The 15,843-nt window shown below is 71.1% G+C and carries 9 protein-coding genes; 5 read left to right on the top strand and 4 right to left on the bottom strand.

What is annotated here, in order from left to right; translation table 11 throughout:
• Nucleotides 1–163 precede the first annotated feature (163 nt).
• Nucleotides 164–1,933 (top strand): CdaR family transcriptional regulator, encoded by a 1,770-nt coding sequence (locus KQY30_RS02330; protein WP_217305321.1) that lies wholly within the window; start codon nucleotides 164–166, stop codon nucleotides 1,931–1,933.
• Between the two features lie 146 nt (nucleotides 1,934–2,079).
• Nucleotides 2,080–4,962, top strand: a complete 2,883-nt coding sequence (locus KQY30_RS02325; RefSeq protein WP_254406891.1) for a BTAD domain-containing putative transcriptional regulator — start codon at nucleotides 2,080–2,082, stop codon at nucleotides 4,960–4,962.
• A gap of 73 nt (nucleotides 4,963–5,035) precedes the next feature.
• Here KQY30_RS02325 and KQY30_RS02320 read toward each other — a convergent pair whose 3' ends face one another.
• The 3 genes from KQY30_RS02320 to KQY30_RS02310 form a co-directional block, all read right to left on the bottom strand.
• The gene (locus KQY30_RS02320) at nucleotides 5,036–7,525 is read right to left on the bottom strand and encodes a PQQ-dependent sugar dehydrogenase (RefSeq protein ID WP_217305320.1); all 2,490 of its coding nucleotides are present in this window, start codon (nucleotides 7,523–7,525) and stop codon (nucleotides 5,036–5,038) included.
• A 112-nt stretch (nucleotides 7,526–7,637) separates the two neighbouring features.
• Nucleotides 7,638–9,401: a ThuA domain-containing protein gene (locus KQY30_RS02315; RefSeq protein ID WP_217305319.1), complete on the bottom strand. Its 1,764-nt coding sequence runs from the start codon at nucleotides 9,399–9,401 to the stop codon at nucleotides 7,638–7,640.
• 277 nt (nucleotides 9,402–9,678) lie between these two features.
• Complete coding sequence (locus tag KQY30_RS02310; protein ID WP_254406890.1) at nucleotides 9,679–11,163, bottom strand: M20/M25/M40 family metallo-hydrolase; 1,485 nt, start codon at nucleotides 11,161–11,163, stop codon at nucleotides 9,679–9,681.
• A 141-nt stretch (nucleotides 11,164–11,304) separates the two neighbouring features.
• On the opposite strand from KQY30_RS02310, the gene KQY30_RS02305 reads away from it, so the two are divergent.
• Nucleotides 11,305–12,438 (top strand): glycoside hydrolase family 19 protein, encoded by a 1,134-nt coding sequence (locus tag KQY30_RS02305; RefSeq protein WP_217305318.1) that lies wholly within the window; start codon nucleotides 11,305–11,307, stop codon nucleotides 12,436–12,438.
• Between the two features lie 76 nt (nucleotides 12,439–12,514).
• On the opposite strand, the gene KQY30_RS02300 is transcribed toward KQY30_RS02305, so the two are convergent.
• Entirely contained in the window at nucleotides 12,515–12,874 is a 360-nt protein-coding gene (locus KQY30_RS02300; RefSeq protein ID WP_046499159.1) for a metalloregulator ArsR/SmtB family transcription factor, read from the bottom strand.
• Nucleotides 12,875–13,190: 316 nt separating this feature from the next.
• On the opposite strand from KQY30_RS02300, the gene KQY30_RS02295 reads away from it, so the two are divergent.
• Together KQY30_RS02295 and KQY30_RS02290 are read left to right on the top strand one after the other, a co-directional pair.
• Nucleotides 13,191–14,270 (top strand): cation diffusion facilitator family transporter, encoded by a 1,080-nt coding sequence (locus KQY30_RS02295; protein WP_217305317.1) that lies wholly within the window; start codon nucleotides 13,191–13,193, stop codon nucleotides 14,268–14,270.
• Nucleotides 14,271–14,539: 269 nt separating this feature from the next.
• Nucleotides 14,540–15,742 carry a cytochrome P450 gene (locus tag KQY30_RS02290; protein WP_217305316.1) on the top strand — a complete coding sequence of 401 codons (1,203 nt, stop codon included), beginning with the start codon at nucleotides 14,540–14,542 and terminating at the stop codon, nucleotides 15,740–15,742.
• Nucleotides 15,743–15,843: the final 101 nt, after the last annotated feature.

The raw sequence follows: 15,843 nt of genomic DNA, 5'->3' as shown, positions 1-15,843 counted from the left end.
AACAAAAGCGTGACGGGGGCGCCGGGGCGATTCCTGCTCCTGGGAGGTCGAAATCCGTACGGCCACTGGACCTGGCGGTACAGGCCCGCGCACCGGTCCGACCGGATGCGCGGCTGTGCGGCCTCGGTAAAGTTGTGGTGGTGGAAGGTCTCGGTCCAGGGCGATGAGCACGGTCGCCGGAGGAGCCGGGGCACCGGAATTTCCGCGCCGCCGGTCCTCCCGCCTCCAGCGTCTGACCGCGTTGTCGGACGCCCTGTACGACGGCCGCGACGCGTACGAAGTGGTACGGCGGGCCGCCGACGGTGTCGCGTGCCTCGGGCCGTGCCGTACGGAGGCGGTGTATCTCGAAGCGGTGTGTCTGCCGGTGGACGGGCGGTGGGTGGACGGGCGACCGGTCCGCGGGCTCTCCGCCATTGCGGATCCGGCTCGGGGCTCGGCTTTGGGCCCCGCTGTGGGCCCGGCTCTGGATCACCAGGTGAGCGCGCTCGGTGTCCGTGACGGTCCGGTTCGGCTGCCGGGCCGGGGATGGGCCTGGGTGTTCGTCCTCCGGAGCCCCGGCCCGCGGTCCGGACAGCCGGCCGGGCGTCTGGTCGTGAGCGCCCGCGAGCGGCCGGCCGACGAGGACATCGAGCTGCTCGGCCTGCTGGCGCGACAGGTCGGCGCGGCTCTCGCGGACGTCGCGGCCCGCCGCAGGGAGTGTGCGTACGCGGCGGCGCTGGGCCGGACCCGGCGGGACGGCAACGCCGTCCGCGCGCGGCTCGCCACCGTGGAGTCCGAGATGGGATACCAGCGGGTGGTGCACGACGCGCTCAGCGGTGCCACGGCCACCGGGGACAGCGAGGCGGGCATCGCCAGGACGGTCCACCGGCTGACCGGCTTTTCCGCCGTCGTCGAGGACAGATTCGGCAACCTCCGCGCCTGGGCGGGCCCCGGCTGCCCCGACCCGTACCCCAAGCCCGATCCGGCACGGCAGGAACAGCTCATCGTCGACGCCTCCAGGAACGCGCACCCGGTGTATGTCGGGCACCGGCTCACCGCCGTCGCCCGCCACCGCGGCGAGATCCTCGGCACGGTGGCCCTGGTCGACCCGGACGGGAGCGCCGACGGGCGCGAGGAATTCGCGCTCGGTCACGCCTGCGAGGCGCTGGCCCTGGAGATGGCGCATCTGCGCAGCCTGGCCGAGATGGAACTGCGGCTGCGCCGGGAGCTGGTCGACGACCTGATCACCGGCACGGACGACGAGAGCGCCTTCGCGCGCGCCGCCGCCGTCGGCCACGACCTGCACGGCCCCCAGCATCTGGCCGCGGTCGGCTGGACGGGGATGGCCGCCGACGACACGTTCGTCCACGCGGTGGCCGGGGCGGCGGCCGGCCTCGGCCTGCGCTCCCTGGTCGCCCGCCGCTCGGGCCGCGCGGTCCTGGTGGTCCAGGGCCGCCCCAAGGGGGACGAGCTGTACCGGGCGGTCGCCCGTGAGCTGGGCTCCCGCGCGGGCGCGATCGGCCTCGGCAGCCGCTGTGACTCCCCGGCCGAGATCCCCCGCTCGTACCAGGAGGCGCTGCGCGCGCTGGAGGTACGGCAGCGCTCACGCGTGCCGTACGGCGCGACGTCGTTCGACGACCTGGGCCTCTACCGGATCATCGGCACGGGAGACGACTACCGCGAGATCGAGGGCTATGTCCGGGAATGGCTCGGCCCGCTCCTCGACTACGACGCGGCCCACCGCGCCGACCTGGTCCGTACGCTCTCCCAGTACTTCGAGGCGGGCGGCAACTACGACAACACCGCCCACGCCCTCGGTATCCACCGCAGCACCCTCCGCTACCGCCTCCAACGCCTCCGCGAAATCACCGGCCACGACCTGACCGACGTCGAGACCCGCCTCAACCTCCATGTGGCCACCCGCGTCTGGAAGGTCCTGGGCGGCGAGGCCTGACGGAGGATCGGGTCCGTGCGCCGCCTCGGCCCCCTACCCCGGTCGGCTTGGGTGGACCTTGGGGGGATCTTGAATCCGTTGGTCGGAGGGGGTATGCAAGATCGGGGGGCGGCTTGACGGGAGGGGGCTGGGGCGTGGAGTTCGGGGTGTTGGGGGGTATGGAGGCGTGGGCCGGGGGGCGTGCGGTCGCGGATCTGGGGCACATCCGGCAGCGGTGTGTGCTGGCGGCGCTGCTCGTGGATGCCAATCGGGCGGTGCCCGCCGATCAGTTGGTCGACCGGGTGTGGGCGGACCGGTCGCCGCAGCGGGCGCTCGCCACGCTCTACAGCTATCTCTCACGGCTGCGGCGGGCAGTGGAGCCGGCCGGCGACGAGGTACGGATCGACCGGCGGCCCGGCGGGTATGTGCTGAGTGTCGATGTGGCATCCGTCGATCTGCACCGCTTCCGGCAACTTGTCGCCGGGGCCCGGACCCGGGACGCCGATGACGAGGGTGCCGCCGTCCTGCTGGAGCAGGCCCTCGGGCTGTGGCGCGGGGAGGCGTTCGCCACGGTGGACACACCCTGGTTCAACGCGCTGCGCGACACACTGCACCAGGAACGCAACGCGGCCGAACTGGACCTGGGAGACATCCAGTTGCGCCAGGGCCGGCACGCCCGGCTGCTCGCAGGTCTCGCCGCGCGCGCCGAGAAGCGCCCGCTGGACGAACGTCTCGCCGGTCAGCTCATGCTCGCCCTCCACCGCAGCGGCCGCCCCTCCGACGCCCTGACCCACTACCGCCGTACCCGGAACCGATTACGCGACGACCTCGGCACCGACCCCAGCGCGGAGTTGCGCCGCCTCCACCAGCGCATCCTCGACGCCGACCCGGCCCTGGCCGCCCCTGCCGCCCGGCCCGCCGCCATATCCGTACCGGCGCGCGCCCCCGTATCCGTACCTAAGCAACTGCCCGCGCCTCCGCCGCTGTTCACCGGACGGGACCGTGAACTCGCCCTGCTCGACGGGCTGCTGGACTCGCGTTCCGGGTCCGCCGGTACGGTCGTGATCTCCGCGATCGGCGGGCCCGGCGGCATCGGCAAGACCTGGCTCGCCCTGCGCTGGGCCCACAACCACCTCGCCCACTTCCCCGACGGCCAGCTCTACGCCGATCTGCGCGGCTTCGACCCCTCCGGCGAACCCGTACCGCCCGTCACAGCCCTGCGCGGCTTCCTCGACGCGCTCGGCGCCGACCCCGCCGGGATCCCCGTGGACCCGGACGCCCAGGCCGGCCTGTACCGGAGCCTGACCAGCGGCAGACGGCTCCTCATCGTGCTGGACAACGCCCGCGACGCCGCCCAGGTCCTGCCGCTGCTCCCCGGCAGCCCCACCTGTCTCGTCCTGGTCACCAGCCGCCACCAGCTCACCGGTCTCGTCGCCACCCACGGCGCCCGCCCCCTCGCCGTCGAAACACTCGACGGGACCGGAGCGCGCCGGCTCCTCACCCGCCATCTCGGCGAGCACCGGACCGCCGCGGAACCCGGCGCCGTCGCCACCATCCTCGAACACTGCGCGGGCCTGCCCCTGGCCATCGGTATCGTGGCCGCCCGCGCCGCCGCCCAGCCCGGCTTCCCCCTCGCGACCCTGGCCGAGGAACTCCAGGAGGCCGGCACCCGGCTCGACGCACTGGAGGCGGGCGACCTCACAGCCGACCTCCGCGCCGTGTTCGCCTCCTCCTGCGACGCCCTCGACCCCGACACCGCGCGAATGTTCCGGCTGCTCGGTCTCGCGCCGGGCCCGGACATCGGCCTGCCCGCCGCCGCGAGCCTCGCCGCGCTCCCCGTACCCCGGGCCCGCGCGCTGCTGCGCAGGCTCCAGGCCGCGCACCTCGTACGCGAACACACGCCCGGCCGCTACCGTCTGCACGACCTCACCCGCGCCTACGCCGCCGAACGCGCGCGGTACGACCTGCCGCAGGACGCCAGGGACGCCGCGCTGCACCGGCTCGTCGACTTCTGCCTCCACACCGCCCACCGCGCCGACCGGCTCCTCTTCCCGCACCGCCGTCCGACCGAACTGGAGCCGCCGGCCGCGGGCAGCGCCCCCGTACCGCTGGAGAAGACGGACGCGCTGGAGTGGTTCGACACCGAGCGGTTCGGTCTGCTCGCCGCGGGTGAACTCGCTCTGGTACAGGGCCGGAACCGCCAGGCCTGGCAGCTCGCCTGGCTGCTCGACCTCTACCACCGGCACCGGGGCCACACCCGGGACGGGCTCACCGCCTGGCGGACCGGGCTCACCGCGGCGGAGCGGCTGGGCGACCCGGCCGCCGAGGCCACGGCCCACTGGCTGCTCGGCCGGACGCGTTCCGACACGGGCGAATACGCCCCCGCTCTCGACCATCTCGACCGGGCCCGCGCGCTGTTCCGGGAGAGCGGCGACCGTGCCGGCGAGGCCCACGCCCACCGCACCCTCGCCCGGATCCGGACATTGCAGGGCGACTACGAGCAGGCCCTCGTCCACGCGGGTCATGCCCTGCGTCTCTACCAGGGCCTGGACAACTCCGTATGGGAGGGGAACGCGCTCAACGCGGTGGGCTGGAACCACGCCAAACTCGGGCGGTACGGGCCGGCCCGCTCGTACTGCGAACAGGCCCTCGCACTGTTCCGCAAGGACAGCTACCGCGCCGGCGAGGCCTCCGCCCTGGACAGCCTGGGTCACATCGCCCGCCACACCGGCCGGTACACCGAGGCGCTGGACCACTACCGCCAGGCCCTGCGCCTGTGCCGCGAGACCGGCAACACCGCGCAGGTCGCGGACGCGCTGTTCAGCCTTGGACTCATCCACCAGGCTCTCGGGCGGTACGGCGACGCCCGCGCGTGCTGGCAGGAAGCCCTCGGCGACTACCGCGCCCAGCACCGCACCGCACTCGCCCGGCGCGCACAGGAACACCTCGACGGCCTCGAAGCCGAAGCCAGCCGTCACACCGACACGGATCACAACGCCGACGGTGGCCGTGACACCGGCTCGGCCCGTGACACCGACGCTGCCGGATGAAAAAGCGGCCGCGACGCGGGCCCCAAGCCCGTGCCGCGGCCGCCCTGTTCAGGACCCGGCCACCAGCGATCCCCTAGGGACGGCTGATCCCGGGCCCGGTGAACGTATAACTGTCCAGATCGAGAATCGCTCCCGAGCCGCCGGTGAAGACCACGAACAGATCGCGCGTCCGCTCGTCCGCCCCCGTGACCGGGACACTGACATCCGTATACGTCTCCCAGCTCCCGGTGTTGGGCACGGTCACCCGCGCGAGCACGGGACCCGTGATGGAGTCGTAGCGGAAGGTCGCGACATTGCCCGCCTTGTCCGAGGACACCCGGGCCCTGACGCCGGTCACGCCCTTGAGGCTCACCGGGTGGTACTTGACCCACTCATTGTTCTGTACGTCACCGAGGCGCTTGCCGCCCTCCGCGCCCGAGGCGGTGATGACCTGCGGCCCCGACAACTGCGCGTAGTGCTCGGCCTGCCACCGCTTGGGCCAGATGGTCCGCTGCAGCTCGCCGGTCAGCGGCACCGTACCCGCGGCGCCCTTGTCGGTGTAGGTCGCGCGCACCACATAGAACTGGGTCGCGTCGAGCCCCGAGTGGATCGGCCCGGTGTTGAAGGTCGTCGAGCAGCCGGTGCCCTCGGCGACCTCGTGCGCGTGCTCCTGATGGCCCAGGGCGATCCGGACGATCACCTTCGAGCAGTCGATGGGACCGTCCTGCGGATCGGTGGCGGACGCGGTGACGGTGACGTTCTCGTTCCACTCGTACACCCCGCCGTCCGGCGGCCCCGAAATGCTCAGTGTGGGACGGTTGTTGCCGACCACCACCGGGATCGTCGTGGTGCCGGTACGCCCGGTCCCGTCGCTGACGGTGAGCCTGGCCTGGAAGCTGCCGTTGCCCGTGTAGGTGAAGGTCGGGTTGGCCGCCGTGGAATCGGTGCTGCCGTTGTTGGTGAAGTCCCAGGCGTAGGTCAGCGGATTGCCGTCCGGGTCGCTGCTGCCCGCGCTGGAGAAGGCGACCGTCAGCGGGGCGAGGCCGTTGTCCTTGTCCACCGACGCCTTGGCGAGCGGCGACCGGCCGCCCTGCACATAGTTGATTTTGTAGAGTCCGGCGTCCTCGGCACCGGAGAAGTAGCCGCTGCCGTATTCGAGCAGATACAGCGAACCGTCCGGGCCGAACTCGGAGTCGATCGGGTGGACGAAGCGCATGCCGTCGAGCACCGGCTCGATCGCGGTCGGGGTGCCGGTCGCCGGATTGCCGTTGTTGAACTGCACTTCCTTGATCCAGTTGCGGCAGTACTCGGAGATCAGCAGCTTGTTGTCGTAGTACTGGGGCCACTTGACGTCGGAGTTGAGGTTCGGGTCGTAGTGGTAGACCTCGGTGTGATTGGGCGAGCCGCAGCCGCCCGGATTGTCGAGCTGCGGCCACTCCTTGCTGCCGCCGTGCTGCTCCCACACCAGCGCGGGCTTGGTGGGCGGGAGCTGCTGGATCCCCGTGTTGCGCGGGGAGTTGTTGACCGGTCCGGCCGTACCGCCGCAGGGGAACCAGCCGCGCGGCGCGTTGGCCGCGAAGTCCCAGTCGTTGTAACTGACATTGGGCCCGCCGCAGTAGGGCCAGCCGTAATTGCCGGGACCGGTGGCGCGGTTGAACTCGTCGTACGCCGCGGGGCCCCGGTTGGCGATGGTCGCACCGGCGTCGGGGCCGACCTCGCCCCAGTACAGGGTGTTGCCGGCCTTCTTGTCGACGAAGACACGGTACGGGTTGCGCACACCCATGACGTAGACCTCGGGGCGTGTTCCGGAGGTCCCGGGGGCGAAGAGATTGCCACTGGGGATGGTGTAGGTCCCGTTGTCCTCGGGATGGATCCGGTTGATCTTTCCACGCAGGTCGTTCGCGTTGCCCGAGGTGCGCTGGGCGTCGTACTGCGGGTTGCGGGACGTGCGTTCGTCGATGGGTGCCATCCCCGCCGAGTCACCGCCGGAGTTGGTGTTGTCACCCACCGCGAAATAGAGGTTCCCCGCGCTGTCCCAGGACATCGAGCCGGCGGAGTGGCAGCACAGCTCCCGCTCGGTCGGCCATTCGATGAGAACGTCCTCGCTGGCCGCGGATAGCGTGTTGGTGGCGCGGTCGAAGGTGAACCGTGAGATCCGGTTGACCAGCGGGGTCACCTTCGGCGAGTAGAACAGGTACACCCATCCGGTGGTGGCGAACCGCGGATGCAGTGTGATGCCGATCAGCCCGTCCTCGAACCGGGCGTCCAGCGGCAGGGTGAGCGCGACGGTCGTCGACGAGGTGGCGGGGTTGTAGAGCCGTACCTGCCCGCCCGAGGCGCTGGTGCCCCGGTTGATGTACAGGACCTTCTGGTCCGGCAGTACGGCCAGTTCGATGGGCTCGCCCATCTGGAGCCCGCCGTCGAGCTTGACCTTCTCGAACCCGCTTGTCGGCGGGGGAGCGGCGGCGGCCTTCGGTACGGCGGCGGCATCGGGCGCGGGCACGGCCGCGACGGCGCCGGGTGCGAGCAGCAGAGCGGACAGGGTGAACAGCGCGGCGAGTAAGGAAACGGCGCGGGACAGCACGGTACGTACCTCCAGGGGCCGATCACGGGTGGGGGCATGGCTGTGCGAGGTGCGAAGTGCGAGGTCGGGCTATGAGCTGTGTGTGACGAAGGTGTGGCCGGGCCGCGGGGTCTCAGCTTCCGAACACGGCGAGATCCCACAGCGAGTAGCCCCACTGCGTCGCCCGTGCGGTCCCCACGACCCGTACGTACCGCGCGGTACCGCTCACCGCGATGGTGTCGACTCCGCCGTCACCCGCTGTTGTGCTGCTGACGGTGCGCCAGGCCGAGTTGTCCGTGGAGGTCTGCACCGAGTACGCCGTGGCGTACGCGGTCTCCCACGTCAGCCGCACCTGCTGGAGCGTACGGACGGAGCCGAGGTCGACGGTGATCGACTGGGGGTCGGAGTACGCGCTGCCCCAGCGGGTCGCGGGGTTGCCGTCGACGGCGTTGGCGCCCACGTGCGCGCTGCCGGGTTCGACACTGGAGACCGTCACCGGGCGGCCCCTGGCCAGGTCGGTGGCCTGCGCGCCGTCCTGCTTGATCCTGATATTGCGGTAGTTGATGTCCATACCGGCGCCGTCGTTCTGGACGCCTATGTGCCCGAGCGCGATGTCGCGGGTGCTGGTGTAGTCGTTGATCTTCACACCGTTCAGGAAGATCTCGACCTGGCGGCCGTGCACCGCGATCTCGTAACTGTTCCAGGTTCCGGGCGGGTTGAGCGCGGCGGCCCGGGCCGCGGTGTCCGGCGCCTTGAAGCTGTACACACTGCCGGTGGTACGGGACGGATCGGCGTCGGTCGCGTCGATCTGGATCTCATGGCCCGTGTCGACCGGCTTCCAGGGATCACCCTGCGGATCGGGGAACCCGATGAACACACCGCCGTTGTCGTCGCCCGGCATCATCCAGTCGGCCTTCAGCGAGTAGTCACTGAAGGGCGTCACCGGATACCAGAGCAGACCCATGCCGCCGACCGAGGTGAGGGTGCCGTCGGCGAGCGTGAACCCGCCCGGTCCGGCCTGCCGCCACCGGTCGAGGCTGGCCTGCGTACCGTCGAACAGGGGCGTGTAGCCGTTCTCCGGGCGGCAGTCCGCGGGCCGCGCGCCCGAGGCGGTCTGGATGCCGCCGAGCAGCATGGTGGTGAAGGCGGGGTCCGTGTACGACTCCTCGGTGTGACCGAGACCGGTGTACCAGGCGCGGCCGCCGCGGTAGTTCTGGCACCAGGTGATCGGATGATCCCCCATGCTGCCACCGGAGTACGACGACTCGTCGAGGCTGGCGAGGACCTTCACCGCCGAGCGCGGATTGGCCCGGTAGTTGTACCACTCGTCGGTCCTCGTCCAGCGCTGCGGCAGATGCGCGGTGGAGGGGGAAGAGCGGTCCTCGACCCGGACGGTGGCCTGCTGGGTCGCCGGGTGGGAGGCGAAGTACGCGCCGACGAGCCCGCCGTACCAGGGCCAGTCGTATTCGGTGTCGGCGGCGGCATGTACGCCGACATAACCGCCACCCGCGGAGACGTATGACTCGAAGGCGGTCTGCTGGGCGGCGTTCAGCACGTCGCCGGTGGTCGAGAGCCAGATCACCGCCTGGTACTGGGCCAGATTGGCGGTGGTGAACGCGTTGGCGTCCTCGGTGGCGGTGACGGTGAAGCCATTGGCCGCGCCGAGCCGCTGAACAGCGGCGATTCCGGCGGGGATGGACGAGTGCCGGAACCCGGCGGTCTTGGAGAACACCAGAACTTTGGACAAAGGGGCCAGCGGGGCGAGCGGGGCCGGTGGAGCCGCGGCCGGGGCGGGGGCGGCGGCGGACGCCGGTGCGGTCCCCGCCGCCGGTGGCAGGGCGACCAGCGACAGCGCCAGCAGGACGAGCGCGATCATGGTGCGGGACACAAGGCGCACGATCCAGTCCTCTCTCGGGGCGCCCGGAGGCGCCGGCTGAGGTACGCGTACGTGGGGGAGCGCGGAACGAGGCGGCACACGGATCACGTTCGGCTGTTTTCGAACAAGGCGCCAGCCGAAGCGTCAGGGGTAGTGAACATCGGAGGTTTCAAGGGGTCAAGGGATGGCGCAGCCCGGTTTTCCCCGCGGGCATGCCGAAGCCGCGCTCAGCGGGGTGCGGGGGCCGAGCGCGGCAGTGAGCGTATGTGTCAGTGTTCGGCAGGTTGTGCGGCGCTGGTCAGCGCTGCGGTACGGGGAACGCCACCGGGCTGCGGTGGCCCGCCCGGTTCACCGCGCGGACACCGAAGAAGACATTGTCCTTGGACAGGTCCACGGTATGGCTCGTCGGACCTTCGGCCTCGATGACATCCGTCCACTCCGGCTCGGTCGTCTCGCGCCACACGACCTCGTACCCGGCCAGATCGGGCTCCGTACCGGCGTCCCACACCAGCTCCGTGGAGTTGGTCAGCGAGCTGGTGACGATCTTCACCCCGCGCGGGGTGGCCGGTGCCTGGGCCAGGGTCCAGAGGACCGCGCCATTGACCCGGGCCACCCGGGCGATATAGGCGAAGTCGCAGAAATCGGGCAGGTCGCCGTACTGCTGCCCGTCCTCCACCCGTACGTCCTGGTGCTGGTGCGCGTAGTCCTCGGTCGGCTCGGTGAAACGGGCCGCCGCGTAGCCGTTTTCGAGGAACGGGATGTGGTCGCCGCCGCGCAGATAGCGGTCGCGGCGGTAGATCACCCGGACATTCATGCCCGTGGCGTCGTTGTTGGCGACATCGCGGACGAAGCGCGCGAGCTGACGGGTCGCAGAGTCGTTCTCGCCGCCGACCGAGCGGCGGACATTTGCCTCCTCCGGGGTCTCGGCGGTCGGCACGCCCTCCGCGAACAGCCGCACCGTGTACGGGTCGCGGGTGCCGTCGTCGGCCCGCGGGCTGCCGACGATGTCATTGGTGAACATGCCCAGGACATTCGTCCCTGCGGCCTTGAACTGCCCCGCCATGTAATCGGCGCCGTACAGTCCCTGCTCCTCGCCCGCGACGGCGGCGAAGACTATGGTCGCGGCCGGCCGCCGCTTCGCCATGACGCGTGCCAGCTCCATGGCCACCGCGACACCGGAGGCGTCGTCGTCGGCGCCCGGCGCGTCGCTGGTCGCGTCCATGACGTCACTGGCGCGGGAGTCGTAGTGGCCGGAGACCACATAGACCCGGCCGGGGTCGACCGAACCGCGCAGGGTCGCCACGACATTGGTGATACGGGTCGCCACCGGGATCCGTGAGGCGGGCTCCTGGATGTACGACTGGAGCTCGACGGTCATCCGGCCGCCGGAGGCCGCCGCGTACCGCTTCAGCTCATTGAATATCCAGTCGCGGGCGGCACCGATACCGCGCTCGGGGTCGTCCTGGGTGGAGAGCGTGTGGCGCGTTCCGAACGCGGCAAGCCGGCGCACGGTCGCCTCGATCCGGTCGCGGGAGACCTCTCTGAGCAGCTCCCGCAGTTCGCGGTCGGGAGCCTGGGCGGTGGCGGGGCGGTCTCCGGTGTGCCGCCCGGCCGGGGCGCCCGCGGGGGCGGCGGCCTGGGCCACCGACGACACTCCGCCGACCACGGCGGTCGCGACGGTGGCGGACAGGACGGCCCTCCGGGGCATCCCTGTGGGGTGCTGGGGCATGGCGGGTCCCTTCCACGGTACGTGTATGACATAGCACTGGCGTTCCATGGTCATGGACAGGCCAACCTCGCACAAGGTCGCCGGGCGGCAACTGGGCGCTCTTGTGGGGTACTTGACAAGGTCTAGACCTTCCCCTTCAATCCAAGCGGAATCGTCCTAGGCGCCGTCGGCGCGAAGAGGGGAAAGCAACCGCAGATGCCAAGACAATCCTTCAGGGGTCTTTCGCTCGCACGCTCCGCAGTCGTGCTGGCTGTCGGCGCGCTCCTCGCCACTCTGTTCGCCGTACCCGCCTCCGCCGCCGATCCGGTGGGCCAGATCACCGGTCTGGGCGGCAAGTGTGTGGATGTCGCCGGCGCGAGCAACGCGAACGGTACCCCCGTGCAGCTTTACGACTGCAATGGCAGTGCTGCCCAGAGCTGGACCGTCGCGGGCGACGGCACCCTGCGCGCACTGGGCAAGTGTCTGGACATCGTCGACCGCGGCACCGCCGACGGCTCGCTCGTCCAGCTCTGGGACTGCGGCGGCGGCGCGAACCAGAAGTGGGTCGTCAACTCCGCCCGCGACATCGTCAATCCGCAGGCGAACAAGTGCCTGGACGTCAAGGACCGCAGCACCGCGAACGGTGCGAGGCTCCAGATCTGGACCTGCACGGGTCAGTCGAACCAGAAGTGGACGGCGGCCGGCACCACCCCCGGCGGCGGCAACCCGTCGGGCTTCGTGGTCAGCGAGTCCCAGTTCAACCAGATGTTCCCGAGCCGGAACCCCTTCTACACGTACAGCGGTCTGACCGCCGCGCTGAGCGCGTACCCCGGCTTCGCCAACTCCGGCAGTGACACGGTCAAGCGCCAGGAGGCCGCGGCCTTCCTCGCCAATGTCAGCCACGAGACCGGCGGCCTGGTGTATGTCGTGGAGCAGAACACCGCGAACTACCCGCACTACTGCGACCCGAACCAGTCGTACGGCTGCCCGGCCGGGCAGGCTGCGTACTACGGCCGTGGTCCGATCCAGTTGAGCTGGAACTTCAACTACAAGGCCGCCGGTGACGCGCTGGGCATCAACCTGCTGGCCGACCCGTGGCGCGTCGAGCGTGAGTCGGCCGTCGCCTGGAAGACCGGCCTCTGGTACTGGAACACCCAGAACGGTCCGGGCACCATGACCCCGCACAACGCCATGGTGAACCAGGCGGGCTTCGGCCAGACCATCCGTTCCATCAACGGATCGCTGGAGTGCGACGGGCGCAACCCGGCGCAGGTCCAGAGCCGTGTGACCAACTACCAGCGCTTCACGCAGATCCTGGGCGTCGCGCCGGGCAACAACCTCTACTGCTGAGCCACCGCTCGGTCCTTGTACGTCGTACGTGAGTTGAGATGCGCGGTCCCGGAACCCCGGGGCCGCGCATCCGCGTTCAGTCGTGCGGCGGGGTGCCCGTCACAAGATGGTCGGCGTGGTTGAGGGCCTCGATCGCCAGCCTCCGCAGATGCCCGTCCCGCAGGGTGTACACCGAACGGCGGCCGTCCTTGCGTACCTGCACCAGACCCGCGAGCCGCAGTTTCGCGAGATGCTGGCTGACCGCCGGGCGGGCCGCCCCGCAGATCTCGGTCAGGGTGTTCACATCGGCCTCGCCCCGGGTCAGGGACCAGACGAGATGGAGCCGGGTGGGATCGGCGAGCAGGGCGAAGACACCGGCCGCCGCGTCGAATTGCGGGGCGCCAGGAGTGTGCTGCTGCAACTCGGGCGCAACTGAGGACGGATTGCTCGCTGGCATCCTCCCATCGTAGGGCCCCCTAGGCCCTGTCCGGCCGGTCTTCGTGGGTCCGCGACGCCTGGCACGGCACCTCGCCGCGTTGTCGGAGTCGCCCGAGTACGTCCAGTACACGGGCGATCCTCCGCCTTGCGATCCACCACGCCAGCCGCCGCGGCCTGATCCACGAAGACCGACCGGACAGGACCTAGCCGGGATTCCGGCTCGACAGGTGCATTGGTGCGCGCTTAAATACATATGAGTGGTGGCACCTCCGCGGTGCCGCTGTCTCCGGCCGTTCTCCGACGACACCCCCCGACGCCCGACAGGAGAGCCACGCGTGAACGAACGCCATGAGCACCCCCGTACCCCGGCGCCGCCGCATGCCCATGCCCACGGCCACTCCCACGGCCACGGTCGTGACGCGGACCGTCTGCCGCGCCTGCGGCACCGGGCGGCCCATCTGGTGAAACCGCACTCCCACGAGTCGGCCGACAAGATCGACTCCGCCATGGAGTCGTCGGCCGAGGGCATGCGGGCCCTGTGGATCTCGCTGGCGGTGCTCGGCGCCACCGCGGCCCTGCAGACCGTGGTCGTCGTGCTGTCCGGATCGGTCGCCCTGCTCGGCGACACCGTCCACAACGCCGCCGACGCGCTGACCGCGCTGCCCTTGGCGGTGGCGTTCGTCCTCGGCCGCCGCGCGGCCACCCGCAGCTACACCTATGGCTACGGCCGCGCCGAGGACCTGGCCGGTATCGCCATCGTGCTCACCATCGCGGCCTCGGCCGCGCTCGCCGCGTACCAGGCCGTCGACCGGCTGCTGAATCCGCGGGACATCTCCCACCTCGGGTTGGTCGCCGTCGCCGCGGTCATCGGATTCGTCGGCAACGAATGGGTGGCCCGCTACCGCATCCGCGTCGGGAACCGGATCGGCTCGGCCGCGCTGGTCGCCGACGGTCTGCACGCCAGGACCGACAGCTTCACCTCGCTGGCCGTCCTGCTGGGCGCGGCGGGCGCCGCCATGGGCCAGCGGTGGGCCGACCCGGTCGTCGGCCTGCTGATCACCGCCGCCATCCTGCTGGTGCTCAAGGACGCCTGCCGGGAGGTCTTCCGCCGGGTCATGGACTCCGTGGACCCCGCACTGATCGATACGGGCGAGGCCGCGGCGCGCCGGGTCCCCGGGGTCCTCGCGGTGACCGAGCTGCGGATGCGCTGGATCGGCCACCGGTTGCGGGCCGAGGTCACCGTCGAAGTGGACGGGAACCTGGGCGTACGGCAGGCGCACGAGGTGGCCGTCGAGGTGGAGCACGCCCTGCTGCACTCGGTACGCCGGCTCACCGCCGCCCTGGTCCACACGGATCCGGCCGCCGCCTCCGGAGCAGACGACCCGCACAGGAGACTGGCCCACCACGCGGTATGAGCACCACCACGCGGCACAAGCCCCGCTACGCGGCACAAGCCCCACCGGGCCGACGTGAGCCCGACCATGCTCGCATGAGCCCGGCCACGCCGACACGGGCCCGATGACGCGGCATGAGCGTGACCCCATGCGGCATGAGCGCGGAACACCCGCGACAAGCCGCCGGCTGTGAACGCCCGCGCCGCACCCGCCCGGTGCGCGGTGGCCCGGTCTCCCTGGTCTCCCGGGCGGCCTGGTCTCCCGCGCACGGCGGCGGATACCGTCCTGGGATGCCCGACTTCGCCCCCTCCTCGCCCTCGTTCCTCGCCGACCCCTACCCCGCCTACGCCGAGCTCCGGGCCCGTGGCCGCGCCCACTACTACGAGCCCAGCGACCAGTGGCTCGTCCCGCACCACGCGGATGTGTCGGCGCTGCTGCGGGACCGCCGCCTCGGCCGCTCGTACGGGCACCGCTTCACCCACGAGGAGTTCGGCAGGACCCCGCCGCCGCCCGGCCACGAGCCGTTCCACGAGCTGAACGACCGCGGGATGCTCGAACTGGAGCCGCCGGACCACACCCGGATCCGCCGTCTGGTGTCCAAGGCGTTCACCCCGCGCACCGTCGAGCGGCTCAAGCCGTATGTGCACCGGCTCGCCGCCGGTCTGGCGGGGCGGCTCGTGGCCGAGGGCGGCGGCGATCTGCTCACCGCCGTCGCCGAACCCCTGCCGGTCGCCGTGATCGCCGAGATGCTCGGCGTCCCCGAGACGGACCGGCCGCTGCTGCGGCCCTGGTCGGCCGCGATCTGCGGGATGTACGAGCTGAACCCCTCGCCCGAGACGGCCCGCCGCGCGGTCACCGCCTCCCTGGAGTTCTCCTCCTATCTGCGCGAACTCCTCTCCGTACGCCGCCAGAAGCCCGGCGAGGACCTGATCTCGGCGCTCATCGCCGCTCATGACGACGGCGAGAAGCTGACCGAGGCCGAGATGGTCGCCACCTGTGCGCTGCTGCTGAACGCCGGGCACGAGGCGACGGTCAACGCCACCGTCAACGGCTGGCACGCGCTGTTCCGCAATCCCGCGCAGCTCGCCGCCCTGCGCGCGGACCGGACCCTGCTGCCCACCGCCGTCGAGGAGCTGATGCGTTACGACACCCCGCTCCAGCTCTTCGAACGCTGGGTGCTCGACCCGGTCCAGATCGGCACCGTCACCATTCCGCGCGGAGCCGAGGTCGCCCTGCTCTTCGGCTCCGCCAATCACGACCCGGCCGTCTTCGCCGCTCCCGAAACCCTCGACCTGTCCCGCCGCGACAATCCGCACATCTCCTTCAGCGCCGGAATCCACTACTGCGTCGGAGCCCCGCTCGCCCGCATGGAACTGACCGCGTCCATGGCCGCCCTGCTGGACCTGGCCCCCGGACTGAGCCCGGCCGCGGAGCCGGCACGCAAACCGAACTTCGTCATCCGAGGGCTCGAAGCACTGCCGGTCACGGTCTGAGAGGTACGAGGGGTGGTGTGCGGGGTGCGCGACCCCGCACGGGCGGGCCGTGCCGGCCCGTCCCCGTACGGTCCAACACGGCGCGCGGCCACCCGCCCCGC

The organism is Streptomyces sp. GMY02 (assembly GCF_019056675.1).
GTDB lineage: Bacteria > Actinomycetota > Actinomycetes > Streptomycetales > Streptomycetaceae > Streptomyces > Streptomyces odonnellii.
The sequence above is the reverse complement of the archived record's forward strand: the minus strand, read 5'-3'. Positions and strand labels throughout refer to the sequence as shown.